The organism is Paenibacillus sp. FSL R7-0198, assembly GCF_038000415.1.
Classification (GTDB): Bacteria; Bacillota; Bacilli; order Paenibacillales; family Paenibacillaceae; genus Paenibacillus.
The window spans coordinates 1,280,927-1,307,827 of record NZ_JBBOCB010000001.1 but is presented as its reverse complement, the minus strand read 5'-3'; the positions used below and the strand labels follow the sequence as shown (position 1 = coordinate 1,307,827).

Annotated in this window: 23 protein-coding genes; 19 read left to right on the top strand and 4 right to left on the bottom strand. The window is 47.2% G+C overall.

Features of this window, described 5'->3' with window-relative positions:
- Positions 1–97: 97 nt before the first annotated feature.
- From MKY87_RS05510 to glsA, 3 genes are all read left to right on the top strand, one after another.
- A complete protein-coding gene (locus MKY87_RS05510) occupies positions 98–1,333 on the top strand; it encodes an L-lactate MFS transporter (protein ID WP_091034815.1) in 1,236 nt (411 codons plus the stop codon).
- Positions 1,334–1,594: 261 nt separating this feature from the next.
- Positions 1,595–2,077 (top strand): GNAT family N-acetyltransferase, encoded by a 483-nt coding sequence (locus tag MKY87_RS05505; protein ID WP_091028682.1) that lies wholly within the window; start codon positions 1,595–1,597, stop codon positions 2,075–2,077.
- 139 nt (positions 2,078–2,216) lie between these two features.
- On the top strand, positions 2,217–3,158 hold the full coding sequence (gene glsA / locus MKY87_RS05500; protein WP_338587844.1) for a glutaminase A: 942 nt from the start codon (positions 2,217–2,219) through the stop codon (positions 3,156–3,158).
- 215 nt (positions 3,159–3,373) lie between these two features.
- Here glsA and MKY87_RS05495 read toward each other — a convergent pair whose 3' ends face one another.
- Positions 3,374–3,715 carry a YolD-like family protein gene (locus MKY87_RS05495; RefSeq protein WP_091028686.1) on the bottom strand — a complete coding sequence of 114 codons (342 nt, stop codon included), beginning with the start codon at positions 3,713–3,715 and terminating at the stop codon, positions 3,374–3,376.
- A complete protein-coding gene (locus tag MKY87_RS05490; protein WP_339782791.1) occupies positions 3,712–4,956 on the bottom strand; it encodes a DNA polymerase IV in 1,245 nt (414 codons plus the stop codon). Before MKY87_RS05490 ends, MKY87_RS05495 begins: the two co-directional genes overlap by 4 nt.
- Before the next feature lie 857 nt (positions 4,957–5,813).
- Here MKY87_RS05490 and MKY87_RS05485 point away from each other — a divergent pair.
- The 6 genes from MKY87_RS05485 to MKY87_RS05460 all read left to right on the top strand — a co-directional run bounded on the left by MKY87_RS05485 (position 5,814) and on the right by MKY87_RS05460 (position 14,231).
- The gene (locus MKY87_RS05485) at positions 5,814–8,039 is read left to right on the top strand and encodes a hypothetical protein (RefSeq protein WP_339782793.1); all 2,226 of its coding nucleotides are present in this window, start codon (positions 5,814–5,816) and stop codon (positions 8,037–8,039) included.
- 26 nt (positions 8,040–8,065) lie between these two features.
- Entirely contained in the window at positions 8,066–9,274 is a 1,209-nt protein-coding gene (locus MKY87_RS05480; protein ID WP_091018251.1) for a HEAT repeat domain-containing protein, read from the top strand.
- A gap of 22 nt (positions 9,275–9,296) precedes the next feature.
- Complete coding sequence (locus tag MKY87_RS05475) at positions 9,297–10,697, top strand: glycosyltransferase family 2 protein (protein WP_340963261.1); 1,401 nt, start codon at positions 9,297–9,299, stop codon at positions 10,695–10,697.
- Positions 10,698–10,973: 276 nt separating this feature from the next.
- A complete protein-coding gene (locus tag MKY87_RS05470; RefSeq protein ID WP_339782795.1) occupies positions 10,974–11,777 on the top strand; it encodes a response regulator transcription factor in 804 nt (267 codons plus the stop codon).
- A gap of 154 nt (positions 11,778–11,931) precedes the next feature.
- On the top strand, positions 11,932–13,299 hold the full coding sequence (locus MKY87_RS05465) for a nucleotide sugar dehydrogenase (RefSeq protein WP_091028694.1): 1,368 nt from the start codon (positions 11,932–11,934) through the stop codon (positions 13,297–13,299).
- An 8-nt stretch (positions 13,300–13,307) separates the two neighbouring features.
- Positions 13,308–14,231 carry a hypothetical protein gene (locus MKY87_RS05460; RefSeq protein WP_339782796.1) on the top strand — a complete coding sequence of 308 codons (924 nt, stop codon included), beginning with the start codon at positions 13,308–13,310 and terminating at the stop codon, positions 14,229–14,231.
- 366 nt (positions 14,232–14,597) lie between these two features.
- On the opposite strand, the gene MKY87_RS05455 is transcribed toward MKY87_RS05460, so the two are convergent.
- Complete coding sequence (locus MKY87_RS05455; RefSeq protein ID WP_339782798.1) at positions 14,598–15,470, bottom strand: helix-turn-helix transcriptional regulator; 873 nt, start codon at positions 15,468–15,470, stop codon at positions 14,598–14,600.
- A gap of 512 nt (positions 15,471–15,982) precedes the next feature.
- Here MKY87_RS05455 and MKY87_RS05450 point away from each other — a divergent pair.
- The 6 genes from MKY87_RS05450 (at position 15,983) to MKY87_RS05425 (ending at position 23,069) form a co-directional block, all read left to right on the top strand.
- Positions 15,983–17,167 (top strand): LLM class flavin-dependent oxidoreductase, encoded by a 1,185-nt coding sequence (locus MKY87_RS05450; protein ID WP_340967387.1) that lies wholly within the window; start codon positions 15,983–15,985, stop codon positions 17,165–17,167.
- Positions 17,168–17,397: 230 nt separating this feature from the next.
- On the top strand, positions 17,398–18,672 hold the full coding sequence (locus MKY87_RS05445; RefSeq protein ID WP_339782802.1) for an ABC transporter substrate-binding protein: 1,275 nt from the start codon (positions 17,398–17,400) through the stop codon (positions 18,670–18,672).
- 3 nt (positions 18,673–18,675) lie between these two features.
- Positions 18,676–19,548 carry a carbohydrate ABC transporter permease gene (locus tag MKY87_RS05440; protein ID WP_339782804.1) on the top strand — a complete coding sequence of 291 codons (873 nt, stop codon included), beginning with the start codon at positions 18,676–18,678 and terminating at the stop codon, positions 19,546–19,548.
- A 49-nt stretch (positions 19,549–19,597) separates the two neighbouring features.
- Positions 19,598–20,413 (top strand): carbohydrate ABC transporter permease, encoded by an 816-nt coding sequence (locus MKY87_RS05435; RefSeq protein ID WP_339782806.1) that lies wholly within the window; start codon positions 19,598–19,600, stop codon positions 20,411–20,413.
- A gap of 113 nt (positions 20,414–20,526) precedes the next feature.
- The gene (locus MKY87_RS05430; protein ID WP_074095747.1) at positions 20,527–21,744 is read left to right on the top strand and encodes an MFS transporter; all 1,218 of its coding nucleotides are present in this window, start codon (positions 20,527–20,529) and stop codon (positions 21,742–21,744) included.
- Between the two features lie 278 nt (positions 21,745–22,022).
- Positions 22,023–23,069: a cell wall hydrolase gene (locus MKY87_RS05425; RefSeq protein ID WP_339782808.1), complete on the top strand. Its 1,047-nt coding sequence runs from the start codon at positions 22,023–22,025 to the stop codon at positions 23,067–23,069.
- Between the two features lie 157 nt (positions 23,070–23,226).
- Here the strand turns inward: MKY87_RS05425 and MKY87_RS05420 are convergent, their stop codons facing one another.
- Positions 23,227–23,997: a hypothetical protein gene (locus MKY87_RS05420; RefSeq protein ID WP_339782810.1), complete on the bottom strand. Its 771-nt coding sequence runs from the start codon at positions 23,995–23,997 to the stop codon at positions 23,227–23,229.
- 230 nt (positions 23,998–24,227) lie between these two features.
- On the opposite strand from MKY87_RS05420, the gene MKY87_RS05415 reads away from it, so the two are divergent.
- The 4 genes from MKY87_RS05415 to MKY87_RS05400 all read left to right on the top strand — a co-directional run bounded on the left by MKY87_RS05415 (position 24,228) and on the right by MKY87_RS05400 (position 26,825).
- The gene (locus tag MKY87_RS05415; protein ID WP_339782812.1) at positions 24,228–24,512 is read left to right on the top strand and encodes a DUF3139 domain-containing protein; all 285 of its coding nucleotides are present in this window, start codon (positions 24,228–24,230) and stop codon (positions 24,510–24,512) included.
- A 306-nt stretch (positions 24,513–24,818) separates the two neighbouring features.
- Positions 24,819–25,250, top strand: coding sequence for a hypothetical protein (locus MKY87_RS05410; RefSeq protein ID WP_339782814.1), 432 nt, complete (start codon positions 24,819–24,821; stop codon positions 25,248–25,250).
- 144 nt (positions 25,251–25,394) lie between these two features.
- Positions 25,395–25,592 carry a hypothetical protein gene (locus MKY87_RS05405; protein ID WP_445259821.1) on the top strand — a complete coding sequence of 66 codons (198 nt, stop codon included), beginning with the start codon at positions 25,395–25,397 and terminating at the stop codon, positions 25,590–25,592.
- 354 nt (positions 25,593–25,946) lie between these two features.
- Positions 25,947–26,825, top strand: coding sequence for a prohibitin family protein (locus MKY87_RS05400; RefSeq protein WP_084174706.1), 879 nt, complete (start codon positions 25,947–25,949; stop codon positions 26,823–26,825).
- The last annotated feature ends 76 nt before the right edge of the window (positions 26,826–26,901 follow it).

Genomic DNA, 26,901 nt, shown 5'->3' with positions numbered 1-26,901 from the left:
CATTCATGTATATGACATCGGCAAAGGGGAGATCACGATGAAAGCAACCATTTCATCCGTTTCATCAACACCTGAATCAACATCTGCACCTACAAAAATGAACCGCTGGCTTATTGTTTTGGGGACCATCATTGTACAAATGGGTCTTGGAACCATCTATACTTGGAGTTTATTTAATCAACCGTTGTCTGATCGTTTCGGATGGGACGTCAGCTCGGTCGCGATAACTTTTTCAATTACCAGTTTTGCTTTGGCATTTGCCACATTGTTTGCAGGACGGTTGCAGGAACGTTGGGGTCTTCAGCGCCTGATCCGTGTAGCCGGGGTTGTGCTTGGGCTGGGTCTTATTCTGAGTTCCCAAGTCACTTCGCTAACACTGCTGTACATTTTGGCTGGATTTGTTGTTGGTTTTGCAGATGGTACGGCGTACATTACGTCACTGTCTAATCTGATCAAATGGTTCCCGGAGCGTAAAGGTCTGATCTCGGGGATCTCGGTCGGCGCCTTTGGTACCGGTAGTTTATTGTTCAAATATGTGAACTCGGCATTGATTGGTGCCGTTGGTCCTGCTCAGGCATTTATGTACTGGGGCATTATCGTTCTGGTTCTGGTCGTTGCGGGATCATTCCTGATTCGTGAAGCGGTTGTTCGTGAACAGGCTCCGGCAAGCAAGGAAGGATCCAAACAAGTCGTGGCACGTCATGACTACACGGTGAAAGAGATGCTGCGTACAAAAGAAGCGTACATGCTGTTTGTTATTTTCTTCACGGCGTGTATGAGCGGTCTGTATCTGATCGGTATTGTCAAAGATATCGGTGTACAGCTTGCAGGTCTCGATGTAGCTACCGCTGCGAACGCAGTGGCCATGGTTGCAATCTTTAACACGGCAGGACGTATTATTCTCGGTGCGCTGTCGGATAAAGTAGGACGAATGAAGGTCATTGCTGGTGCGCTGCTTGTTACAGCCGTAGCTGTCATGACACTTAGTCTGGTTCCACTGACCTTCGGAATTTTCTTCGCCTGTGTCGCGGCCGTTGCATTCTGCTTCGGCGGTAACATTACCGTATTCCCGGCGATTGTGGCTGATTACTTCGGACTGAAGAATCAGAGCAAAAACTATGGTGTGATCTATCAGGGATTTGGATTTGGTGCTTTGGCAGGATCATTCATCAGCGCTCTGCTGGGCGGATTCCATCTAACCTTCATCGTGATTGCTGTACTCTGCGCTGTCTCGCTGTTGCTCGCACTGATCATCACCCCTCCAGGTCAAGGTCGTCGTGCACGTCAACGTGAAAAACAGATGAACCTTAACCCTTCATCACGGGCAAGCTAACAACATGCACTGGAATTACGGAACAGAGAATATTTCTTCATCTTAAAAAGCAAATTAAAAAACAAAATAAACAAAGCGGTCTCCAGACGAGGCCGCTTTTTGGTATCTACAGTTGTCAGATTGCTGACTTGTTGGCCTATCGGACCATCTGGCTGCCTGCAAGCGTGGTGCCCTGTGTGCATTCCATCATTCGCATCTGTTATACTCTAGATGAATTCATCAAGACTAAGACCAAGTTATGTACCCCAGAGGAGGCATATCATGAAGTTCATTAAATACACACAACCTGATTTTGATGATTATTATGCATTGGTTTCCAATATGGAAGTAATGAAACAGATTACAGAACGTGCAATACCGGAGCAAGAGGCGAGAACGCAATTTGAGTCCATGCTGGAGTTTAATGAGCGTTCCACTTGCGGACATTACCGGGTTTTTAGTGAAGATGGTGCCGGTGTGGCGTATGCCAAATTGATTCCGGATCAGGAGGACCCGACCAAGGCTGAGATAGGTTACATGATCCTGCCTGAACATTGGGGCAAAGGCCAAGGCACATCCATAGCGTCACGGTTGATTATTCAGGCACAAGCCGCAGGGATTGGATCCCTCTATGCAGTTATCGATCCGGGTAACGCTGCTTCCCGCCGGATCTTGACCCGCCAGAACTTTGTATCCACCTGGACAGGTGATTACGATGGTCTTCCTGGTGAGATTCTGGAGTTAAATCTTCAAACGAAGCGGTAAAGGAACTGTTCTGAGGGTAATCAGATAATATAGGGCATCTTGCTATGAGATGGCTGAAATTCATTATCACCGTGGGAGTTCACGCATGCACATTTCATGCAAGATGCTTGCTTATATAGAGATGTGGAGGAGATGAGAAATGAGCAATTCAACCATGGAACGTCTGAATGCATTGCTGCCGGAGTGGCTGGAGACCAGTCGTTTGCACACCGGGCAAGGTAAGGTGGCTTCTTATATTCCAGAGCTTGTCAAAGCCTCTCAGGATGAGCTTGGTATACATATCATGGACGCCGAAGGGAACCATGTGTCGGCAGGGGATTGCGGTGTCCCATTTACGATGCAAAGTATCTCCAAAGTATTTACCCTTATTCTGGCCCTGATGGATCATGGGGAAGAAGCGGTTTTCTTTAATGTAGGAAAAGAACCGACAGGCGACGATTACGATTCGATGATCAAGCTTGAATTGGTTGAACCCGGAATCCCGTTCAATCCATTAATCAATGCAGGTGCGATTACGGTGTCCTCGCTTGTTGGAGGAGACTGTAAGGAAGAAAAATCACGCCGCATTCTGGAGTTTTTCCGCAAACTGGCGAATAATGATCAGCTGGGCTATAACGAAGAGGTATTCGAGTCCGAATCAGAGAGCGGTCACCTGAACCGTTCACTTGGTTATTTTCTGAAGCATAATGGTGTAATCAAGGATGACGTGGAAGATGTACTCGCCGTGTATTTCCGTCATTGCTCCATTGAAGTCACCTGTGCAGATTTGGCGCGAATGTCACTTGTTCTCGCCTATAATGGAACAGATCCAATTACGGGAGAAGAACTCATCCCTCGTCGCTATGTTCAGATTGCCAAAACCTTTATGACGACCTGTGGGATGTACAATGCTTCAGGCGAATTTGCCATCGAGGTAGGTTTGCCCGCCAAGAGTGGAGTATCCGGTGGAATTCTGACCCTTGTACCGGGACAATTCGGCATAGGTCTTGTTGGCCCGGCTCTGAATCGCAAAGGCAACAGTATTGCTGGCGTGCATCTGCTCGAGCGTCTGTCCAAGGAATTTGACTGGAGCTTTTTCTAAAAGTTTTTCAGAAAAAAGAAGCTGTACCCTTATATGTAGCCGATGAATCACGTATCCGATATTTTGCTTCTTTAGAACGAAGTGAATGGTCAGGATATGTCTCGTCGGCTATTTTTGGTATTCATCAGGATGTGTAGGAAGGCAGTCCTGCATGTTAACGACTATGCTGCATCTATCATGGACTATCCACAACACCGGGGTGGGTGTATACCCCTTCATTCATTGGCAAGCGCCACATCCGTAATGAGGTTCATTTGAATATCCCGGGACCCATCTTCCATCAGTAGTCTGAGGGTCCGGGCAGGACGGTCCAGCCGAAGCACCTGCCCCGTGTAACGGATATCGTCATGTTCGTGAAACAACGTAATAGTGACTCTATCTCCAAGCATCATCGAGTTGCTGAGCAAACGGGACATTTCTTCCGCGGCCTGGGCATCCAGGGATGGGCGGGTACGAGGAGCAAGTTGTTCCTGATGAAGAATGTAGGCTTCCCGGTGTTCGGGGAGCATCATGCGTGAGGACTCGAAGATACCGTTTTGCTGCAATTTTTTACTCATTTATAATGACCTCCAATTTTATGGGAACGTTCATGGGCTTGCGCGGACGAGCAGAGGGAGGATGCCCGCATGATGGCGGTATCTCCGTACCTGCGCTTGATATCATCCGTGGCACGTTCCAATTCTCTTTTACGTTCACGGTCATCAAACCAGGACAGCTGTACTTCAGAATCGGGTACAAGTCCGGTCAATGACACGCTGATGCGGCGGATGGGTAATCCGTCCCAATGGCGCAGGAACAGAGCTGCTGCCGCATCGTATACTTCATCCGTAATGTTGGTGGGTTCATTCACCTTCATCTGGCGGGAGAAACCAGTTGGCCGATCATAATCCTGTCCGCGACACCCAACGGAGACCACATGACCCATGAGTGATTTGTCCCGGGAACGTCGACTGACGAGTTCCGCCAGTTCAAGCAGTACCACTTTGATATCTTCCCAGGAGTCATAGTCCCGGGGCAGCGTCATCTGATGTCCGATTCCCTGCTGCTGATGAGCATATGTCCCGGGTTTGACCGGGGAATCGTCAATACCGCGGGCGATACGCCACAGTACCTCGCCATTCACACCCCAACGTTCTCTCAGTCGGGACAGTGGGGTCTGGGCCAGATCACCGATCGTATGGACTCCCATCTTGTAGAGATGCTGCGCCATGCGGGAACCGACCATGAACATGTCTCGCACAGGCTTCTCCCAGATGGTTGAAGGCAGATCTTTGCGAGGTAGCGTACAGATGCCTCCAGGGACTTTTTTGGCATACAGATCACAGGCCATTTTGCTAACGACCTTGGTATCGCTGATACCAATTCGAATGTACACACCCGTCTCCTCCATCACTCTGGATTGAATGCTGCGCGCAATCGTCTCGGGGCTGCCAAACAGATCCAGGCTTCCGGTGACATCGAGGAACTGTTCATCAATACTATAGGGTTCCACCAGATCGGTGTAAGACTGAAGGATACGCGTAATATGAAGGGACACCCGAATGTACTCGGCCATCCGGGGGCGAACAACAACAACATCCGGACATTTGGCGAGCGCTTCGCCCAGTCGTTCTGCTGTCGTAATTCCATAGGACTTGGCGAGTGGACAGGCCGCAAGAATAATGCCCGAACGGCGCGCCGGATCTCCCGCAACAACGAGGGGGCGATCCTTGTATTCGGGGTGTGCAGACTTCTCCACACTGGCATAGAATGACTGGCAGTCTGCCAGCATGATGACACGTCTGTCTTGGCGGGGCATAAGACTTCTCTCCTTATTCGTGATGCTAAGCTCTTATGTTAAGAAGCAATTATATTCATTTGAACATCGATAATTAACAGTTTATTTACAGTATGGAACAAGTGTTCTTGTTTTATAAGCATATCCGACAATTCGAAATGCGGCAACCGGAATTATTTTGCAAATTGGACACAATTATGGGTTAGCTATATTAGAGGCAGAAATTAGGAAATAAGATGTGCTTTTTTACATTTAATGTGAGAGATCCATGACTTCCGGGTGATGACCGGGCGTTCATTTGGGTTTTTGTAAAAGGGTTATAAATGGGCACAGTCCTATAGAGGGGGACTGATGTCCTTTTTTGATTTTCTGCATTTTTCAGAAAACCTTGATGTGACGCGGAATATCGCTGATGCGTTATCGGACTATAGTATCAATTTTGTAATCTTTATGGTTAATACTGTAAAATGGTCCGCAACTTTAAAATATAACTCGCGTTTAATGGGGTATGTGTTCAAACGGCAAACGTTGCCTGTACCCGCGTTGCACATAACAATAAAGGTTCCAGAAGTGCAAGATCAGCAGGGTATCTAATCCATGCGATTCCAGCAAATATTAGTGTTTGGGAATCAGACGTATCCTGAAGGCTTTCGGGTGCTAGTTGATGGCGCTTTTTACGAATTATGGGCAGAATGTTCCATTTCATGTTTGCTTCCATCAGCCTAGTTACAAATGCAGAGTCTTAGCGCTATAGTGAGAACTACACCGCTGACATCTCTACCAAGCGGACATCCGAAGCGGAAAGATTCGTAAACTTCATGTTGGACCATTCGATGTTGAAGCAGGATGCATATTAGAGAGGTGAGCAATCTAAAGACATGAGCAGACAAAGACGAAGACGCTGGCTATTAACGGTGTTGACAGGAGCAGTGGTGGTGACCGGTGGGATATTTGCCGGATGGCACTATATGCAACCCAAGCTCGTTACGTACACAGCGGAGAACGGCACGGAGATGAAATTCAAGACCGATGGAGACCGGTTCATGGAATACGGGCCAGATGGAACGTGGAGGGAGATGTTCGTCAAAGGTGTCAACCTGGGCGCAACTTCACCGGGGCATTACCCGGGAGAATTCCCGCTGACCAAAGAGGATTACTTGCGGTGGTTCCAGCAGATCGAGGATCTGGGAGCCAATGTAATCCGGGTATACACGGTTCACGAACCGATTTTCTACTCCGCATTGGTCGAATATAACCGCGGCCGGGAGCAACCGTTATATTTTATACAGGGCATATGGTCACCTGAAGAAGAGTTGATTGAGAAACAGGATGCCTATGCAGCCCATATTGAGCAGACGTTCAAGCAGGAGATTGAAAAGGCCGTATCTGCTGTCTATGGCGATGCGGACATTCCTGCCAAGCAGGGAGAGTCCAGCGGCAAATACAAAACGAATGCAGGAAAATACCTGATGGCCTGGCATGTGGGGACGGAATGGGACCCGGCGATGGTAGACAACACAAACGCAAAACATGCGGACGTACCGCAGTACAAGGGAGTTCATTTCTCGGCGAGTCCAGAAGCGTCACCGTTCGAGAACTGGCTCGCAGAGTTACTGGATCATACGGCGGTCCTGGAGAAGAAGTATGGATGGGAACATCCGATGACCTTCACCAATTGGGTAACGACCGATGTGCTGGATCATCCCGGCGAGCCGCTGTATGAAGAGGATCTCGTCAGTGTAGATGCCCGACATATTCAGCCGGAGGCATGGCAGGGAGGTTATTTTGCAGCCTACCATGTGTACCCGTATTACCCGGATCTGTTCCATATCGATAAAACACTCCAAACGATCAAGGATGAGAACGGTGAGTACAATACGTACAAAAGTTATCTGCGCAAGCTGAAAGCCGAGTTTTCCGATATGCCTGTAATGATTACAGAGTATGGCGTACCCTCTTCTCTTGGTATTTCCCATCTGGGTATGGGCGGACGGAATCAGGGTGGACATAACGAAGTAGAGCAGGGAGATATTGACGCGTCACTGACGCAGGATATCTATGATGAAGGGTACTCGGGAGCAATTGTGTTCATGTGGCAGGATGAATGGTTCAAAAAAACATGGAACACGATGCCACTGGAAATCCCGGCTGATCGCCGTGCATATTGGCTGAACGTACTGACAAACGAGAAGATGTTTGGCCTGCTTGCCATGGACCCCGGTAAACAGGAACAGTTGACCATCGACGGATCACTGGATGACTGGGATGATCTGAAGGATGAAGAGGTCACGACCTGGCAGGGCCAAGTGGACGGCATTCAGGAAATGAAGATGACCCATGATGAAGCCTATCTGTATATTGGGCTGACCTTGGATCAACCGTTTGACCCGGCTAAGACAGTGCTACGAATTGGGACCGATACACTTGCTGGAGGCAGTCAGCCTGACAAGTTACTCCCGGGCCGGACGCTCAGTGATGGTCTTGAGACGGTGATTACACTGGGGCAGGATGAAGAATCACAGGTGGAGATTGCTAAGGATTATGACTTTAATCAGCGTCTGTACGGCAGAGAAGGATACGACATGCTGCCAGATCAGCAGTCCGATTCCGCAGATCCGTTCCACCCATGGAATCTGGCAGTCAGCCTGAGAATGACACCGCCGGATACCCGATCTGCTCATCCATTCATGAATGAAAAGGTCGGAACATTGAAGCGGGGAACGACGGCTCCCGGTCAGCCCGATACGGATTCATTAACGGCATGGCAGTATAACGGCAATCAGGTGGAGATGCGAATTCCCTGGATGCTGCTTGGGTTCGGTGATCCGAGTTCGCTGCAAGCGATCGACTATGGACCGCTCAAGAATGGACGTGAGTTCTCCACAGTTGCTGTGGAAGGCATTACCCTCATTCCGTGGTTAACGGACCGCGCCACGAAGAAAGTATCCTGGCCTGGGGGTGAACAGACGACCCTGGATCTGAAGACATTGCCCGTATATAGCTGGCAGCCTTGGGAGCAGGTGCAGTATAGTGAACGGCTGAAGATAAGCTACGAAAAAATGAAGAAGAGCTATGAAAAAATTCCTAGTTTTCAGATCGAATAAATAAGTATAAAGGAGGACCTTTTCACATGTTTCCAAGTTTGGCTTTGGCCTATCTGTTTTTGTACATCTGTATCGCACTTGTTGTTGTAGGCGTCATCGTATTGTTTGCCATGAAAATGTCCCACAATGGCAAACGACGCAAGACGGCGTTTTATGAATTGAAGCAGCGTGACTACTTCACCTATCTGCAAACAGCTTTGACCGAGAATAGTCCACTCAAATTGCCGCCAGGCAAGCTGGCTCCGCTGGAACGCAGAGTCATTCAGGACAGGCTGATTGAATGGATCGACCAGTTCAAGGGTGAGTATCGCGACAAATTAATCGCACTGTGCCGTGAAGCAGGGTTCGTAGAGCATGATCTGAAGGAACTGGGCCGTCTGCGTTATGGTCGCCAGATTGATGCAGCTTATCGCTTGGGTGGCATGCGTTGTCCCGAAGCTGTTCCGGGTTTGATGGAATTGCTGAAGGATGAGAAACCGGGCCCGATGGCCATTATGATTGGTCGATCCATCTCCAGATGTACGACTCGGCAAGGTGAACTGAAAGACATGCTGGCATTGCTGTTAACCAAAGGCAAGTCCATTCACCATCTGGCAGCCGATATTCTGCTCGAAACGAGTCTGGATACGAGCAGAATTCTAATTGAATTGCTGGAAGACCGGAATCCTGATTTTGTCAAAGTCGGACTGGTTGCCATGTGGGGACAGGCTGTACCTGAAGTGATGCCTGCACTGGACAGACTGGTAGGCGCAGAGCATCAGGATGTACGTGCCGAGGCGGTGAAGCTGTATCTTAGCGCAAGTCCGGCACTCCGGGATGAGACCATTCTGAAGCTGATCCAGGACCCCGATCCGGAAGTTCGCGCCGAAGTGGTACAAGCGCTTGGTTCGAAGCATGCATCTGGCAGTATTCCATTGCTGCGCAAAGCGCTGCGGGATGAGGACTGGAGAGTTCGATATAACAGTGCGGAGAGTCTGAGCAAGCTCGGTGAACCGGGATTCGAAGCACTGTGTCAGGCTGCGGTGCAAGGTACAGTTGCTGAGCGCGAGATTGCGATGCAGCAGATTGAGAGCACCATGCAGCATACGAGAACCGATGACAGAGCTGTAGAGCAGATGATTGCACATAACAAAAAAAGACTGCTGTACGATCGTTATTTTGGCCCTGTCCGAGAGAACAGAACCAGCAAGAAGCGCACAGGTGTCGCTACGGTAGGAGGGGATTACACTGCTTAGGGATCTACTATTAATCTACGGCATGGTCGCAATCTACTATGTTGTTTTTGTAAATACGCTCTACTTTTCCATTCTGGCTTTATCGTTCCGTAACATCTGGACGATCTTCCGGCGGTCGCACTATTCCAAATACAATACATTGTCAGGCTCGGAACTGGTACCTTCGGTTTCTCTGCTGGTACCGGCATACAACGAGGAACTGACGATTATTGAAAATGTGAACTGCCTGATGACGCTGAATTATCCAACATATGAAGTCATTGTGGTGAATGATGGCTCCAGTGATGCGACACTGAATATCCTGTTGGAAGAATATCGTCTGAAGCCAGTACCCAACACGAAGATTCGGGGCAAGATCGCCTGTCAGAAAATTCGTGGGATCTACCACAATCCAGAGTTCCCGGATCTGTATGTCATTGACAAGGAAAACGGCGGTAAGGCCGATTCCCTCAATGCGGGGATCAACCTGTCCCATTATCCATTGATCTCTTCCATCGATGCCGATTCTTTGCTGGAGAAGGATGCCCTGATCCGCATGGCACGCATGTATATGGAGAATCCGGAAGAGACGGTAGCCATCGGTGGAGATGTACGGATCGCCAATGGCTGCAAAATTGAAAACGGGGCAGTGCAAGATGTATCACTGCCAAGCAAGATCTGGCCCATGTTCCAGTCGATTGAATATCTCAAAGCCTTCCTGGGTGGACGGATTGGCTGGAGTCACATGAACGGTCTGATCATTGTCTCTGGTGCCTTCGGCATGTTCCGCAAGGACGCAGTAATCGCCGTAGGCGGATACCGGGATGGTTATCCTGGGGAAGACATGAACATCATCATCAAACTCCACCGTTATATGCTGGAGAACAAATTGAAGTACCGCGTTGCCTTCTGCCCTGAGGCAGTATGCTGGACGCAGGCACCGGATTCCTACCGGATCTTGTCCAGTCAGCGCAAGCGCTGGGGCCGTGGGAACCTGAAGAACATGCTGGAGAATCGGGGCATGCTGTTCAATCCGAAATATAAGGTTATGGGTATGGTGACCATGCCATATAACGTCCTTTTTGAAGCACTCAACCCGTATTTCCGGATTACCGGACTTCTGGCTCTCGCTGGATATGTGCTTCTGGATATGACACAATGGCCGATTCTGGTTCTGTTCGGACTGCTGAACTTTGTGAGTGGTTATCTGCTGAGTGTAGGCGCACTTGTCCTGGAGGAGATTGCTTTCAAGCGTTACAACAAACTCTCCGATCTGGTCAAAATGCTCGTCTACTCCGCGCTGAAATTCGTGGGTTACCATCAGCTGGGCGTACTGTGGAGATTGCAGGGACATGTGCAGTTCATGCAAAACAACAACTCATGGGGTACCATGACACGGCAAAGCTGGTCCGAGGATGAGAAGAAAACAAGCGAAGCCGCTTGATTAAAGAATAATCAAAGCAATTATATGTCCAACTAGACATTTACACGATAACGGAGAGGGCAGAAAAAGCCTGTAGAAGCGAAGCGTGCACCTAAAAGCTTTCTGAAAGAAAGCTGCATCGAAAGCATACCTTTATCCCCGGATTTCCCCTTGTATAAAGGAATCAAAAAATCTGGGGATAACAGTGATCGAAAGGCTGTTCTGTCATCGGAGTGTCAGTGTAAATAATATTTTTTGGACTTATATAGATAATCGAGGAGAAGGGTGGAAAAGAACATGCCAAATACGGCGACATTGCAGCGTGAGGCTGCCGTTAATGTGTACCGAAGTGTAGAACAGGGATTGAAGGAAACGGGTGCCGAAACATGCGGCTTAATGTTCATCCATTGTGCAGGAAACTCTCAACCTGAGCAGCAGGTCAGGACACATCTGGAGCAGACGAGCGGGACATCCTTCCAGGTGTGGAAGGATGGGGCCACTCAGGCGATAGCCGTCCTGCTACCAGGGTTGTCACTGGATGAAGTTCATTATGAAGGACTTCGGATCAAACATGAGTTGCAAGAGACCGTACCTGGTGCCGATCCACAGATTACACTGGCCAGTTTCCCGGAAGGGGAGCGCCCTTCGAAGGCAACCATTCAGCATATGGCTGAATCCTCGAAGCTCGTAGATTCGTCGGAAATTCATATCTACACGCTGGACAATACGGCGGACGAGCCAGAACGAATTTTGATTGTGGACAACGATCCTACAGTACGCGAATTCCTGCAATTGCGGTTGAAGATGCAGGGATACGAAACCTATGAAGCCGTCGATGGACTGGCTGCACTGGAGTTGATCGAGAAGGTTACACCAGACCTGGTGCTCACCGAGCTGAATCTGTATGGCATCGACGGTCTGCCGTTCATCCATCATATTCAGAACCTGGAGATGGAGCAGCCGCCCAAAATTGTCGTGTTGACCGAACAACGTGTTGAGCAGACAATCAGTCAATGCTTCCGCAGCGGAGTGGATGATTACATGACCAAACCGTTCTCACCTGTAGAACTGGATGCCCGAATCAGACGCTGCCTGCATTAGAAGACAGCTTGGAACAACTGATTGTGTGAAGTTCAAAGAAAGAGCTTTTTTGACACTATGAATCAGATAGATTAGAGCAACATTTAGAGCACAGACACTCATCTATTTATATGGATTTTAAGCACTACCAAATACACTGCCCGGAGGGAATATCATGGAGAATCAACAATTCCACACATTACTGAATGCGATTGAAAATAAAGAAGCTGTACTCGGCGTCGTCGGGCTCGGTTACGTAGGACTTCCACTTGCCGTGGAAATGGTCAATCAAGGTTTCACGGTAATCGGAATTGATCTGGATGCGTCCAAAGTAGAAAGTATCTATCAAGGAGATTCCTATATTCACGATATTTCGTCCGATGAGTTGAAAAAAGTAATGCAAAGCGGTCGTTTCCAGCCAACGACAGATTACAGTATGCTGCGCGTGATCGACGCACTCAGTATCTGCGTACCGACACCGCTTAGTGAGAATCAGGACCCGGATACGTCTTACATCGAGACCGTTGTAGATCAGATCAAACTGCATATGAAACCAGGTATGCTGATTACCTTGGAAAGTACCACTTATCCAGGTACAACCGAAGAACTGATCCAGCAGCAGCTGGACAAGATCGGACAAGAAGCAGGTAAAGACTATTTCCTCTGCTTCTCGCCTGAACGTGTGGATCCGTCGAACGGACGTTTCACCACATTTAATACGCCGAAAGTAATCGGGGGCACGACTGAAGCCTGCCTGAAACTTGGAACAGCGCTATATAGCAAATATGTAGAAACCGTAGTACCGGTATCTTCACCAAAAGTGGCTGAGATGTCGAAACTGCTGGAGAACACTTTCCGCAGTGTGAACATTGCCTTTGTAAATGAGATGGCGATGATGTGTGACCGCATGGGAATCGATATCTGGGAAGTTATTGACGCAGCGGCGACGAAACCATTTGGTTTCATGCCATTCTATCCAGGCCCAGGCATCGGTGGACACTGCATTCCGCTTGATCCAATGTACCTGTCATGGAAGGCCAAAGGTTTCCGCTTCTATAGCAAATTCATTGAGCTGGCGCAATCTACCAATGACAACATGCCATATTATGTGTTGAACAAAACGTCAACGATTCTGAACGAATACGCCAAATCCGTACGTAAATCCAATATTCTGCTCCTCGGCATGTCGTACAAGCCTAATATTGCCGACCTGCGTGAATCACCAGGACTGGAAGTATATGAACTGTTCAAGGAAAGTGGAGCTAACGTAAGCTACTACGACCCACATGCGGATTCCTTCCAGGACAAGCATGGGGAGACCGTACACAGCGAAGTGTTCAATCTGGAACAGTTCAAAAAGTACGATTGCATCGTGCTGATCACCAACCACAGCGATTTGCCTTACTTTGATATTGCCGAGATGGGTGTGCCGATTCTGGATACACGTAATGCATTCCGTTCGTACACACATCCGCATATCTACAAGATTGGTCACTCGGTACAGCATCCTGTGCTTGAACCAAGTGAAGCGTTGCTCGTCTGAGGAAATATATGAGGCAACGGGGCAAACTGGTGGGTATGGCGAAATGGGCCATTCTGGCTGTGGTGTTGTGCCTGCTGCTTCTGTCCTGGATGTTCAAATGGTTCCAGGCGGAGGAACACAAAGCGACCTGGCTGTGGGACGCGTCCATTATTGCAGAACAGACGCCTGAGATTATTGCCTTTTCCAAAGAACAGGGCGTGGATACCATCTTCCTGCAAATCCAGGATGAGGTGCCTGACGCAACATACCGCAAATTCATTGCGGCTGCAGGGCAGGCTGAGATTGAAGTGCATGGACTTAACGGTCATGCAGACTGGGCCTATGAGGAGAAGCGGGATGAAGGACTTGCTTTTATCGAGCGAGTACGAGCATACAATGCAGCTTCGGCCAAGAATGAACGTTTCGAAGGCATTCAACTGGATGTGGAGCCGTATCAGCTGAAGCGCTGGGAGAACGAGGAGAGCAGCGTCATTGCAGAGTGGCAGAACAACATGAAGGCCTGGACAAAAGCCGGCGAGGATGCCGGACTGTACATGAGCGCTGCCATTCCGTTCTGGCTTGATGCCCGTCAGTCGGCTGAAGGTGAGGGTACATTCAGTCGCTGGGTCATTTCCCACTTCGATGCGGTAGCTATTATGGCTTACCGGGATAGTGGGCAGCAGATGTATGATCTGTCCAAGGAAGAACTGGACGAAGCCGATGATCTCGGCAAGAAAGTCTGGATCGGAGCGGAACTCGCGGATACACACGAGGGGGATCACCTGACCTTTTTCCGTAAACCGGTTAGCAATATGAATGAAGAGATGGCAAAGGTGTTTGATCTCGGTTCCTCTCATTCTTCATTTGCAGGTGTGGCTGTGCATCATTATGAAGCATGGTATGCGAAAGAGAACGGTATTCCGCTTGCGCGCAAGAATGAGGAGAAGGAATAGCGTCACGTCAACATAAAAAGTTCCTGGTTTCGAGTACGTGCGTCACGACTGTAGTATAGAAAGAAGGCAAGTCCCGGTTAGATGGGGCTTGTCTTTTTTGGTGGTGGATTTATATAAATTGAACTAAGAAAATGTACACTTGCCACAGAAAGCTTTTAGCTCCACTTCTTCAGGTTATTTCTGTCCTCTACGTTCTCGTGTAAATGTTTAGTTCAATTTATATATGCGTTTAGCAGCAATATAATGTACAGGATACGAATCTCAGGAGTCCATTGCAATTTGGTAAAGGAGACATCGTACATAACCGTACACAAGGCGTGGTGCATGAAGCATGGATTTTAGGCTGGGGAGCGAAAGGTCGCTCCCTCATTCTTTCGTGCTCTCCGATGTGCGATAGCGATTGGGCGGCAAACCGACTTGCTTTTTGAACGCTTTGGAGAAGGAGAACAAGTCCGGGTAACCTACGGAATGAGCCACTTCAGTTAAGCTTAGCGGCGTCTGCACCAGCAGGCGTTTGGCCTGATTCATTTTCAATTGTTGGATATATTGCACAGGGGACAGGCCATAGGCTTTGCGGAACTGTTTGGCAAAATGGGTTCGATCCACACCCGCATGAGCGGACACACCTTCCACGGAGATGCCGCCTGCAAAATGAATGTCCATGTATTCCTTGCCTTTCTGAAGCCAAGGTGTGGCCGAATCCGGTTGCAATCCTTTGGTTGCCGGGGAACGGGCTATGCGGTCAAAGAGGGTTAGAAACCGGGTGAGTCGTCCCAGATCGCTCGCTCCATCCTGCGGTTTGCGAACATCCTCCATGAACGAGCGCATCGCACTTGCTGTCTCCGGGGTCAGTACACCTGAACGGTACGGTGAGTCGGGTGTAAGTCCAATTCGGGAAAGCAGTTCCGATGCATGTGCGCCATCAAATGCAATAAATATTTTCTGCAACGTGTCCTCCGGGTCCGTCCAGTACTCATGGGTAACATGCGGAAACAGACAGAACGCATCCCTGGCTCGAAGGGCATGATGCTGTCCGTTCTGTATGAATGTACCTTCCCCCTCCAGCACAAACAGCAAATAATGATAAGGTGTGGTACGAGGGCCAATATGATAGTTGGTCTTGGCTATATTACGGCCAATACGAATCGGCCAGGCGCCACCAGCTTTCTCGAATTCAGATGGAGTGAAGAAAATAATATCCAAAAACTCATGGTGGTCCTCCTTCATGCTCTCGGTCATCAGGAACACCTCTTTATTGTATAAGTATCGTTTGTAGATTTTAAAAGTTTCACTTATAACCTATTATACAGGTGGGTTTTATACATATTCAAGATCAGGAAGACCTAAATCTGAGAAAAGACCACAAAATGACAAAATGAAATTGCCGCGAAATGACATTGATCACAGACAAATCAATTGATATGATGTCCATACCTATTAAACCAAGTTAATTAATCGGCATTTGGATGCTTACTTTGAAAATGAATTAGAAATTAGGCACACTTTAAAAATAAGTTTTAAACGAGTGCAAACGTAGTGGAGGGGACGAAATCGATTCTGAAGAAACGTAGTGTTCACCTTTATCTCCGGATTTTCCCTTAGAAAAGGGAATCAAAAAATCTGGAGATAACAGTGATCGTAAGAACGATTCGTAACCGTAACGGCCAAGTTGCAGAACAGCGATCTTATTTTTAACATGAGACTTTATTTATTCATAGAAGGGATTGACTTTTGTGAGCGAACAGGAAGATATGAAGTTTGGATGGTTTTTGCCAACAGCAGGGGATGGTAAGTATGTAGGGGTTGCCCCGGAGCGGGAACCGAGTCTGGATTATCTGATCGATGTGGCACAGACGGCTGAGAAGGCAGGATTCGAATTTGTACTGATTCCGACAGGGGGAGCCTGTCTGGACGCGTGGGTGGTCGGCTCAGCAGTGATAAGTCACACGAAGACATTGCGTCCCCTTGTCGCCATTCGCCCGGGATTGGTTACACCCGTGCTCGCTGCACGAATGGGAGCCGCACTGGATCAGCTCTCTGGTGGTCGCGCCATGATCAATGTGGTGACAGGCAGTTCTGTTCGAGATCTGGAGGAACTCGGCGATCCACTGGCACATGCGCATGATGAACGATATGTACGAGCGAGCGAGTATATGGAAGTCATGAAGCGTTCATGGACCCAATCGACGGGACTGAACCTGACGGAGTTTGCCGGAAGTGGTTCAAAATCTGGTGCAGATGCACCCAGTGATCCCAATCCTGAATTCAACGGTCAGTATTACAACTTCAAAGGACCGGTAGGCATGCCGGAGACGGTGCAAAATCCGCATCCACCATTCTATCTGGGAGGAAGTTCTCCGATTGCCAAGAAGGTCGCTGTTGAACATGCAGATACGTTCCTCATGTGGGGCGAGCCTCATGACTGGATTCAGGAGCAGATCGAAGAGATTGAGGTCATTCGTCAGCAGGTGAAAGAGGAAACGGGACAAGATCGTCAATTGCGTTACGGCATGCGTGCTCAGGTGCTCATTCGGGATACCGAAGAAGAAGCATGGGCAGCAGCTTGGGAGATTATTAGCAAAGTACCACCAGAAGCGATTGAGAAAGCCAAAGCCGCTTTTGCCGAAACGGATGCAACCAACCAACGCAGACAAAACGAGTTACGGGAACTGTCCGAGAAGCAGCAGTTTGTCGTAGGTCCCAACCTGTGGACAGGCTTGTCCGTTGTGCGTTCCGGCGGTGCGATCCTCATTGTGGGTACAGCCGAACAGGTCGCAGAACGTTTGATGGAATATGGAGATCTCGGCGTTACGACTTTCATTCTCTCGGGTTACCCGCATCTGGAAGAGGCCGAAATCTTCGGTCGGACTGTGATGCCGATCATTCGCGAGAAATGGAAAACAAGACAGAAGCAGCATTCCGTTACTACTAACTAAGTTACTACCAACTCTAGGTAAGTGCCCCTTTTTTTACACTTTAACGGAGAGGGCAGAACCGATCTGAAGAAGCGGAGCGCTCGCCTTTATCCCCGGATTTTAACCATTGAAAGAAATGATTCAAAGAAATCCGGGGATAACAGCGATCGGAAGATGGTACTGCACTCGGAGTGCCCTGTGTAAAAACTTTTGTGCAACTTACATTAATCATCCTCAGGAGGTCGTCTTTCATGAAAAAAAATAAAAAATTGATCCTGCCGCTCGTCAGTATGCTGGTGATGTCCATCCTGCTGTCAGCTTGCGGCGGTGGGGATAACGCGTCATCTGGAGAGAACGGCTCCTCAGGTTCAGGCAAGGTTACGATCAGCTTCATTCACTGGCGTGGAGAAGATGTGGAAGCACTCAACAAGACTATTGACGCATTTGAAAAAGAAAACCCGAATATCAACGTGGAGATGCAGACACTGCCCTCCGATCAATATCAGTCCACCGTTCAATCCAAAATCAGTGACGGTTCGGTAGGGGATGTATTTGCATCCTTCCCGGGTGCACAGTTCGAAGCTTTCACCAAAGCCGGCTTGTTCACTGATCTGACTGGATCCTCGTTCCTGTCGGCCTACAATTCAAAGCTGATTGAATCAGGACAGCACGATGGCAAGCAATATGCGATTCCGTACCAACTCGTATATAACGATCCAATCTATAACGTAAAACTGTTTGAACAATACGGCTTGACGCCGCCGACCGATTGGGAAGGCTTCCTGGCCCTTTGCCAGAAGCTGAAAGACAATGGCATCATTCCGATTGCCTTTGCCGGAGCGGACATTGGCCCAGGGCAATTCATGAATACGATGGTGATGAACAATGCACCGAGTGACGACATTTTTACCAAAGTGGAAGCTGGGGAAGCCAAACTGACGGATGAGTTTTGGGTGAAAACGTTGACTCAAATCAAGGAACTGAACGATAAAGGTTACTTCCAGCAGGATGCACTGGGTACAAAAGACCCTGCGGCTGGCGCACTGTTTATCCAAGAGAAAGCAGCGATGCTGGCAAGTGGATCGTATCAATTGGCTCAGAACAAGCAGCAGAATCCAAATCTGGAGCAAAAACTGCTTGCACCGATTACGGTAAGTGCAGATCAAGCGAAGTATGAAGGAGTGCATACCACTACGTTCATGCTCGCGGTGAACAGCAAGTCAAAACATCCGGAAGAAGCGAAGAAGTTCCTCGAATTCCTGAGCAATCCTGATGTAGCGAGTGACTATGCCAACCAGACGGGACAGAATGTAACGGTGAATGATGTGAAGTACGATACGCCTGAGCTTCAGGTAGCCGGAGAATGGGCAACCAAAAAGACCGTGTTCCAGCCACGGTTCACCATCCTGAACGGAGACAATCAAAAAGCAGTAACCAACTCCATCCAGGCTGTACTGAGCGGCACTTCTCCAGAAGAAGCAGCACAGCAGGCACAAGCGATCATTGATCAGCATATCGGGAAATAAACGATGAAAAACCGTCTACAGCTATCCCTTTTTCTGATCCCTGGGTTGCTGCTGTACGTTGGATTGTTCGTATTTCCTACATTGACGGGGCTGTTCTACTCCTTTACGGATTGGGACGGGGTATCCCCGTCGTATGCATTTGTAGGGCTGGATAATTACAAGGACAGTCTCAGCAGCATCGTATTCCGCAAAGCCTTTGGTAATAACGTGGAGTTCATGTTAACGGTTGTTATAGCACAAACCTTTATTTCTCTTGTCTTAGCCCTGCTCCTGGTACGCAATACCAAGACACGCATTGTGCTTCGGGCACTGTATTTCCTGCCTGCGATTCTGTCTTCCGTATCGGTCGGACTGATCTGGGCATTTATGTATGATCCATCCATTGGATTGATCAACTATGGATTGAATGAAGCCGGGATGAGCAGTATTGCTCGCAACTGGATTGGTGATCCTAAGATCGCCATCTATTCCATCGCTGCGGTCCAAGTCTGGGCCCATGCTGGACAGATGATGATTGTATTCATCGCAGGTCTGCAAGGCATTCCGGCAGAACTGTATGAAGCGGCTCGCATTGACGGCGGCAGCAAATGGCAGGTATTCCGTACCGTGACCTGGCCACTGCTGGCACCTTCGGCAACGATTGTTGTGGCCTATACGACCATTCAGTCGTTCAAGGCATTTGACCTTATTTTCACCATGACGGACGGAGGCCCGAACTACGCAACTGAAATTTTGACAACATATATCTATCATACCGCCTTTGGCAGCTATTCATTTGGTCTGGCTTCTGCCGGTTCCATGATCTTCCTGGTGTTGCTCGCGCTCTTGACGCTCTTGCAGTTCAAGGCACTGCGTGCCGACCGGGTAAGTTATTGAGGTTGATGTTGGAGCATTCATCCTGCAATCGAGGCAGAAGGGAGTTCACATGTTTTTAAAATGGTTCAATCGCCTGATCTTATTGGTGTACGCGCTGCTGATCCTTGTGCCGCTGTACTTTGTATTTGTTTCCTCATTCAAAACAAGCAGCAACTTCTTCACCAGTCCATTCAGCTGGCCGGACCCGTTTACGTGGGATAACATCACGGGCATGTTCCGCAATCAGCCGATGTGGCAATATTTCGGGAACAGTCTGGTTGTGACGCTTGGTACGGTTGCCATTGAGTTAGTGCTGAGCAGCATGATTGCTTACGCCATTGTCCGCTGGGGCGGTAATGTAGGTAAAATCGTGTTTGCTCTGTTCGTAGCAGGGCTGATCGTTCCTTCCCAAGTGAGTATGCTGCCGATCTATTCTCTCACGCGTACACTCGGGTGGTCGGACAGTCTGACAGGTTTGATTGTCGTATCCGCGGCAATGCTGATGCCAGTCTCCGTATTTATGCTGACAGGCTTCATGCGCATGCTTAATTCGGAGATTCTGGAAGCGGGCAGTATGGATGGAGCAAGTGAATGGAGGCTCTATACCCGGATTGCACTGCCACTGGCTGCACCTTCGCTGGCGGCAACAGCTACGTTCCTTCTCGTCATGGTATGGAATGACTTGCTTATTCCGATGCTGATGCTCAGCAGTAAGTCCAAGCTCACTTTACCTCTCGCGCTTATGCAGTTCCGTGGGGAATACGTGACGAACTATCCGATGATGCTTACGGGTGTGCTGGTAACGGCCATTCCGATGATCGTGCTGTTCCTTCTACTCCAGCGTTACTTTGTAGCAGGTCTGACAGCGGGTTCACTCAAGGGGTAAGGTATCGCAGAAATCGGAAGGAAAAGCTTATTTTGCATTGATTTCTGGAGCATTCTGCATAATAATGATTTAGTGTCAGAATGACTACATAGAGATCAAGGGAGCTATAAGTGATGAGCAAACTGGAAGTATTGCGGAATCCCAAGCAGCGCAAGCTGCTGTTCAGTGCCGGCATGAGCTGGCTGTTTGATGCGATGGAAGTTGGTATGATCTCCTTTATCGTGGCTGCACTCGCCAAGGAATGGAGTCTCAGTCCCGGACAAGTCGGCGTGCTTACGAGTATTAACTCGATCGGTATGGCGCTAGGTGCTTTGCTTGCAGGTGCACTCGCGGACCGATTTGGACGGAAGGCCATACTGATGTGGACCTTGTTAATCTTTACGATTGCAAGCGGTCTGTCTGCATTGGCGACTGGATTTGCGGTATTGTGTGCACTGCGTCTGGTTGCGGGTATTGGACTTGGCGGAGAGTTGCCCGTGGCATCCACACTGGTATCGGAGTCGATGCCTACAGCGGAACGTGGACGTGCCGTTGTATTATTGGAAAGTTTCTGGGCTGGGGGCTGGATTGTATCCGCGCTGATTGCGAACTTTGTTATCCCGGAGTACGGATGGAGAATTGCCTTTGCCATTGGTGCACTTCCGGCGTTCTACGCCTTATATCTGCGACGTGCTATTCAGGACCCGCCACGGTACAAGAATCATACCAAGCTTCATAAAATCACGTTCCGCGAGAAGGTGGCTACTGTCTGGTCAGCACCACATCGCCGTACAACGTTGATGCTCTGGATTTTGTGGTTTACCGTCATTTTCTCTTATTATGGAATGTTCCTGTGGCTGCCTTCGGTTGTGATGGCAAAAGGATTTACGTTGGTTAAAAGTTTCCAATACGTGCTGATCATGACGATTGCACAGTTGCCAGGTTACTTCACCGCAGCGTACTTCATTGAACGTTACGGTCGCAAGTTCGTACTGGTTGTTTATCTTACCTTGACCGCATTCAGTGCGATTGCGTTTGGACTGGCAACAACGGAAGCGACGATCTTGGCCGCAGGAATCTGTCTATCCTTCTTCAATCTGGGAGCCTGGGGTGGTCTGTACGCCTACAGCCCGGAATTGTATCCGACTTCCGTTCGTTCGACAGGTGTTGGTCTTGCCACATCAGTTGGCCGGATCGGTGGGGTACTTGCTCCATTAATGGTCGGTATGCTGGTTCAGCGCGAAGTGGCGATCAGCCTGATTTTCACGATTTTCTTCGTGACAATCCTCATTGGCGCAGCGGCTGTACTGTTCTGGGGCCGGGAAACGAAGGGTCAGGAACTTGCTGAGTAATTGTCAATAAATACAACGCAACTTTTGTACGGGTCTGCCTGCCTACGGAAATAACGGGTTGGACAAGCGGTATATGGTTGATACAAGAAGGGGTATGACCATGGTGTGACCATGGGCTCATGCCTCTTTTTGTTATGTTCAGCATCGATTTTTCACTGCGTCATCGGTCCGATAGACTTCATTTTTTCTATATCCTATAATGACACTCGGGATGTAGGACCGCGAGGATTCAGGGGGAAGAAGTGGGATCTGGATTCAGAAAAGTGGAGGTAAATGGCATGATGAACAAGTATAAGCAGATGGCACAAATGAATGAAAAGACTCGCTTGAATAGTATAAATGCAAGCCGTAATAACGTGATTGACATGGTGCGTGCGCATATGAATAACGACATACATGTAACGTACCGCGATAAGAACAGTAATGAACTGAGTGAAATAAACAGAATGTATGATGTGTATGTTGTGGATGAAAGTAAACCCATGAAAGAGATGGAGGTCACCAATACGATGAATAACATGACAATTACGAAAAATATGGAGTGCACAGAGAGCGAGGATGCTCTGACTAGTGCTGGTAGGACGAATGAAGGATCTGATGTGCGGGCGATTGCTGACATCATGGAACCAATCACCGTCAGTCGGAAAGTCACTCATGGAAAGGGGAAAGCCGCTGGTAAAAGAGCAGGACGGGTCAGCATGCTTCTCGGTGCCTGCGCATTGACACTGGGATTGACCGTGGCAGCGCCTTCTGCGGGAGCACAGAAGCTGGAACAGGGTGTTCGCAGTGAACATGTGCTGCAATTGCAGGAACAATTGAGCGATCTGGGCTACTTCGATGCTGGAATGACTGGATATTACGGTACCATCACCAAAGGTGCTGTCCGCAAGTTCCAACAGGCACAGGGGCTGAGTGCAGACGGCGTTGCAGGTCCGGCAACACTGAACAGGCTGAATAAAAAAGCCAAAGCCGAAGGCGAGACACTGCGCCAGCTGGCGAAGCTGATCCACGGTGAAGCTCGCGGGGAATCTTTTGAAGGGCAAGTTGCTGTAGGAGCGGTTGTGTTGAATCGGGTACATTCGAGTGAATTCCCGTCGTCTATTTCGAAAGTTATTTTCCAGAAAGGACAATTCACGGCTATAGACGATGGGCAGTTCAATACGAAGCCGACTCAGACCTCTTACAGAGCTGCTCGCAAGGCTTTGAATGGCGCTGATCCGACAAACGGAGCGCTCTATTATTACAATCCGAAGATAGCCACTTCGGTGTGGAGTAAGAGCAGGCCGACGCTGCTGACCATTGGCCAGCATGATTTTACGAGATGAGATAGTTTGAGTTTATAGATAGAACAAATGTATTTTCTTAATACAACAAGGAACCCCGGCTGTATGCTGCTCATCTGCAGGTACATGGCCGGGGTTTAATAATTATTATATCGTGAAAAAATGGTATCTTAAAATTGAAGCAAATATAAGTTTAATATTACTTCTGGACCGTGAAAGGGATATTCAATGAAGTAGGCTCTACAATGGTTTCTCCAGTGTCATATTCATAGATTCTATTGAAAACCAATTCAATGGATTCCAGCTTGTCGGGGTCATCTGTGTATACTAAACCATAGCCCATATTATCCATGACTACACCGTCATATTGATGATAAACATAGGGTTTTCTCATGAAATTACGATCTGCTGAGATAGGTTTACCTGTGTTTGGATGGATGGAATTCAAACCGTAAAATCCGATATTTTGATCCGTTGTATTTTCCACACTGTAGATGATTTTGATATAAGTTATATCAGGACCGATATCTTCTTGATTCAGAATAGAAATGTTTTTACGAGTATCATCTGGAATATCACTAGCCTCTAATAATTGAGCATCCATCATATGAATAGTCAATGGTCCGAATTCAATACTTTGCTTCAGAGGAACAGTTTTTAACAATTTTAATTGTCCGCCGTAATCAAATGTACCTGTATCTCCGGATTTGGATAGAAGCGGTGGTAGTGCGCTATCCAAAAGCTTGTCCTGAAGAATTTTAGCGGCCTGCTCAAATTGATTATAGTCAGGATCAAATCCTTTGTATGTTAGTTCAGAACGGAAAGGCTTTAAACCGGATTCCAAGACAAGTTCAGAATATGCAGGGTGAGGCTGTAACGGATTGACTTCCAGTTGTGTAGATGTGGCATCATTGGAGCTGTCTGAACCGCCCAAAAGTGCGAGAGCGAGCAGTAGTTGAACAATAAACATAAAAAGCGACACCCTTTCTCTTAAACTCTATTAATTTTAATACATTTTATTTATAATCATAACAAAACAGATCATGGTGACTCATGAGAATATCGACCCGACTTCAGGTAATAGCATATTGACAAGTTTTGATCTGATATAGTAGCAAGGGCCTATTCCAAATAAGCGGGTTCAATCAGTTTGGTGAATTTCGGATCATTAGAATATAAATTAAAGTAAGGGTGAGCAAAATGAAGTTGCTAAAGACCTCCTTAGTTATACTGGTAGTAGTGGTCATTGCTTCTTTTTCATGGTATGGCTCTTATAAGAGTGACATGAAGAAGCTGGAGGATGATTTGAGAACATATTTAACCGCCGAGAAAGGAATAGATGAAAACACGATTATAAGCATCACCGCTCGGCGAAGCAAAATGCCGATGTATCCTGTTGTCGTCAAATTCAAGGACAATCCGCAGGAATATATCTACAACTATACAGATGAATGGATTCAGCTGACGCCTAATCCGAATGAATAAAGCAATCATACTTACTAAGACAAAAGAAGATATTATGCTTCACCATTGGATTCGCCTGTCCAATCCTGAACAATGGATAACAACAAAAAAAACGGAGATTAAGGATGGATTAGCACGATGAGAATTATCATATCACCAGCTAAAAAGATGAAGATCGACACCGATCTTATGGCTATCGCGCAGATGCCGCAATTTATAAATTACTTGTATTCAAACACGAAAATACCTCAGCAGATCAAAGATTGGCTAACTAAAAAAGGGATTGGATTCAAGGGATTTTTAGATTAAAGATAAGGGGGATTTTGCATGTCTGTTTCAATATCCATTGAAATAAGTTTATCAAAGCAAATCTCAAGAATGTCTATTCTTCGCCAACTGGAAGATTTCGGTTGGTCTTATAACGATCAAGGAAAAGTAACTTATCTACCGATTGGAGATGATAATGACTTTAATTGGCAGAATAAATCAATTCCTCTAGAGGAGTTACTAAAGATTTTAGTCATAAAGGATAATCAAAAAGAATTAATTGGAGTGGCAATGACTTGGAAAGATACTGATGTAGGGGGAACATTTTTAATTGAAGAGAATGGTACCATACTTATGAGTCCTGATATCAATCGAAAAGTTCTTGATGTAGAAAGTTATAACAAAATAACTGACGTAAATTGGTATGTAACTAAACTAATACCTGTATTTGGTCAATTATTTGAGTCTATTTCTTATAATGAACATGTATAATTTCCTATGCTTAAACCTTGGGGCAATGTCCTTAAGGTTTTTTCTTTTTGGCCGATAGAATAGAAGTTTCTAAAAGGATCACTGATTGTACTTATATTAGTTGTCATAACTTCTGTCACATGGTACGGCTCATATAAAAAGGATATGAAGGATCTTGAAGATGGTTTAAGAACGTATTTAATCGTTGAAAAGGGTGTGGATGAACATGATATCATTAGCATCACTGCTCGTCGAAGTAAAATGCCACAGTATCCTGTAGTCGTCAAATTGAAGGATAACCCACAGGAATATGTCTACACCTACAGAGAAACGAAATGGGTACAATTATGGCCTGATCCATAATTACCAGATGAATTATTGATTACTTTCTTGAATATGAATAACCGGGTACTGGACGCCCATTCACCCACCTTTCTCTTCTCTACTTTACCTAATAGTACTTCAAGCTCTAAACATCCTTGAAACCTAATACGAATTTACAAAGTATATATAAAAGAGGATATAATTAGTTACCATTTATAAATTTGTACTCGGTTACATCCATAGAGGGGAGGACGAATATGCCATTTATTGGGGGAATCATTTTAATTTTTATCCTAGCATTTATTCTATGGTCATTAATGTTCCCGCTATTCAATAAAATAGGTAGTAGAATTTTGAAGAAATACAATAAATTCAAACAAGAGGAGAATGGTGATGAAAAATTCAAAGACGTTTAGGGTAGGGGCAATTGCGGTTGCATTAGTTATTATTGTGGGCGTGCTACTGGTGACCTTTTTTTTAACACGAATTCCTAATGGATATGTTGGGGTCGTTTATTCACCCAATGGAGGGGTAAAAGATAGTACACTGAGTCAAGGGTGGAAACTCGTTGGAGCGTTTGATAAAGTAACGAAATATCCGATCCGAATTCAAACGGTGGAATACAGAGACATTCAGATTGCAACTTCTGACGGGAAAAACATCACCATTGATTTTGCTTACAACTACCAGGTAGAACCAAGTAAAGTATCTTCTATATTTAATACATTTGGGCCAATTAGTATTCAAGAAATTGAGGATACATATCTCAAAACACGTTTCCGTGATGCAGCTCGTAAAGGTATCTCCAAGTTTACAGTAATTGATGTGTATGGTGAAAAGTCATCCGAAGCAGGAGTGGATGTCCAACAACGTTTTTCTGATGACGTTAAAGAGTTAGGTTTCATTGTATCCAACGTGACTGTAGGTGTTCCTCAACCTGACGCCAAGACTCAGGAAGCAATCGATAAGCGTGTCGAAGCTTCTCAAGAACTGGAACGTAAAACGACTGAACTTGAGATCGCCAAGAAAGAAGCAGATCGCAAGCGCGTGGAAGCGCAAGGTAATGCAGACAAACTATTGATCGAAGCAGAAGGTCAAGCTAAAGCAAACAAAGAGCTTCAACAATCATTATCGAGTCAACTCGTTGAATATGAAACCATCAAGAAATGGGATGGAGCACTTCCATATGTAAGTGGGTCCAACACGCCAATGATTCAATTGCCGACTACAAAAACAGAGCAAAATAGCGGCGCGGGGAGCGTATCTCCCTAATAGCGGTTTGAGTTGCACGCCTTTCTTTCTCACCAATTTAATGTGTTGAATTCTAATGAACAAGCCGGTCCAATCG

Excerpts from the sequence above, each read along its gene's own strand:
- MKY87_RS05510 (WP_091034815.1), top strand. The coding sequence starts at position 98 with ATGAACCGCTGGCTTATTGTTTTGGGGACCATCATTGTACAAATGGGT.
- MKY87_RS05505 (WP_091028682.1), top strand. The coding sequence starts at position 1,595 with ATGAAGTTCATTAAATACACACAACCTGATTTTGATGATTATTATGCA.
- glsA (WP_338587844.1), top strand. The coding sequence starts at position 2,217 with ATGAGCAATTCAACCATGGAACGTCTGAATGCATTGCTGCCGGAGTGG.
- MKY87_RS05495 (WP_091028686.1), bottom strand. The coding sequence starts at position 3,715 with ATGAGTAAAAAATTGCAGCAAAACGGTATCTTCGAGTCCTCACGCATG.
- MKY87_RS05490 (WP_339782791.1), bottom strand. The coding sequence starts at position 4,956 with ATGCCCCGCCAAGACAGACGTGTCATCATGCTGGCAGACTGCCAGTCA.
- MKY87_RS05485 (WP_339782793.1), top strand. The coding sequence starts at position 5,814 with ATGAGCAGACAAAGACGAAGACGCTGGCTATTAACGGTGTTGACAGGA.
- MKY87_RS05480 (WP_091018251.1), top strand. The coding sequence starts at position 8,066 with ATGTTTCCAAGTTTGGCTTTGGCCTATCTGTTTTTGTACATCTGTATC.
- MKY87_RS05475 (WP_340963261.1), top strand. The coding sequence starts at position 9,297 with ATGGTCGCAATCTACTATGTTGTTTTTGTAAATACGCTCTACTTTTCC.
- MKY87_RS05470 (WP_339782795.1), top strand. The coding sequence starts at position 10,974 with ATGCCAAATACGGCGACATTGCAGCGTGAGGCTGCCGTTAATGTGTAC.
- MKY87_RS05465 (WP_091028694.1), top strand. The coding sequence starts at position 11,932 with ATGGAGAATCAACAATTCCACACATTACTGAATGCGATTGAAAATAAA.
- MKY87_RS05460 (WP_339782796.1), top strand. The coding sequence starts at position 13,308 with ATGAGGCAACGGGGCAAACTGGTGGGTATGGCGAAATGGGCCATTCTG.
- MKY87_RS05455 (WP_339782798.1), bottom strand. The coding sequence starts at position 15,470 with ATGACCGAGAGCATGAAGGAGGACCACCATGAGTTTTTGGATATTATT.
- MKY87_RS05450 (WP_340967387.1), top strand. The coding sequence starts at position 15,983 with ATGAAGTTTGGATGGTTTTTGCCAACAGCAGGGGATGGTAAGTATGTA.
- MKY87_RS05445 (WP_339782802.1), top strand. The coding sequence starts at position 17,398 with ATGAAAAAAAATAAAAAATTGATCCTGCCGCTCGTCAGTATGCTGGTG.
- MKY87_RS05440 (WP_339782804.1), top strand. The coding sequence starts at position 18,676 with ATGAAAAACCGTCTACAGCTATCCCTTTTTCTGATCCCTGGGTTGCTG.
- MKY87_RS05435 (WP_339782806.1), top strand. The coding sequence starts at position 19,598 with ATGTTTTTAAAATGGTTCAATCGCCTGATCTTATTGGTGTACGCGCTG.
- MKY87_RS05430 (WP_074095747.1), top strand. The coding sequence starts at position 20,527 with ATGAGCAAACTGGAAGTATTGCGGAATCCCAAGCAGCGCAAGCTGCTG.
- MKY87_RS05425 (WP_339782808.1), top strand. The coding sequence starts at position 22,023 with ATGATGAACAAGTATAAGCAGATGGCACAAATGAATGAAAAGACTCGC.
- MKY87_RS05420 (WP_339782810.1), bottom strand. The coding sequence starts at position 23,997 with ATGTTTATTGTTCAACTACTGCTCGCTCTCGCACTTTTGGGCGGTTCA.
- MKY87_RS05415 (WP_339782812.1), top strand. The coding sequence starts at position 24,228 with ATGAAGTTGCTAAAGACCTCCTTAGTTATACTGGTAGTAGTGGTCATT.
- MKY87_RS05410 (WP_339782814.1), top strand. The coding sequence starts at position 24,819 with ATGTCTGTTTCAATATCCATTGAAATAAGTTTATCAAAGCAAATCTCA.
- MKY87_RS05405 (WP_445259821.1), top strand. The coding sequence starts at position 25,395 with ATGAAGGATCTTGAAGATGGTTTAAGAACGTATTTAATCGTTGAAAAG.
- MKY87_RS05400 (WP_084174706.1), top strand. The coding sequence starts at position 25,947 with ATGAAAAATTCAAAGACGTTTAGGGTAGGGGCAATTGCGGTTGCATTA.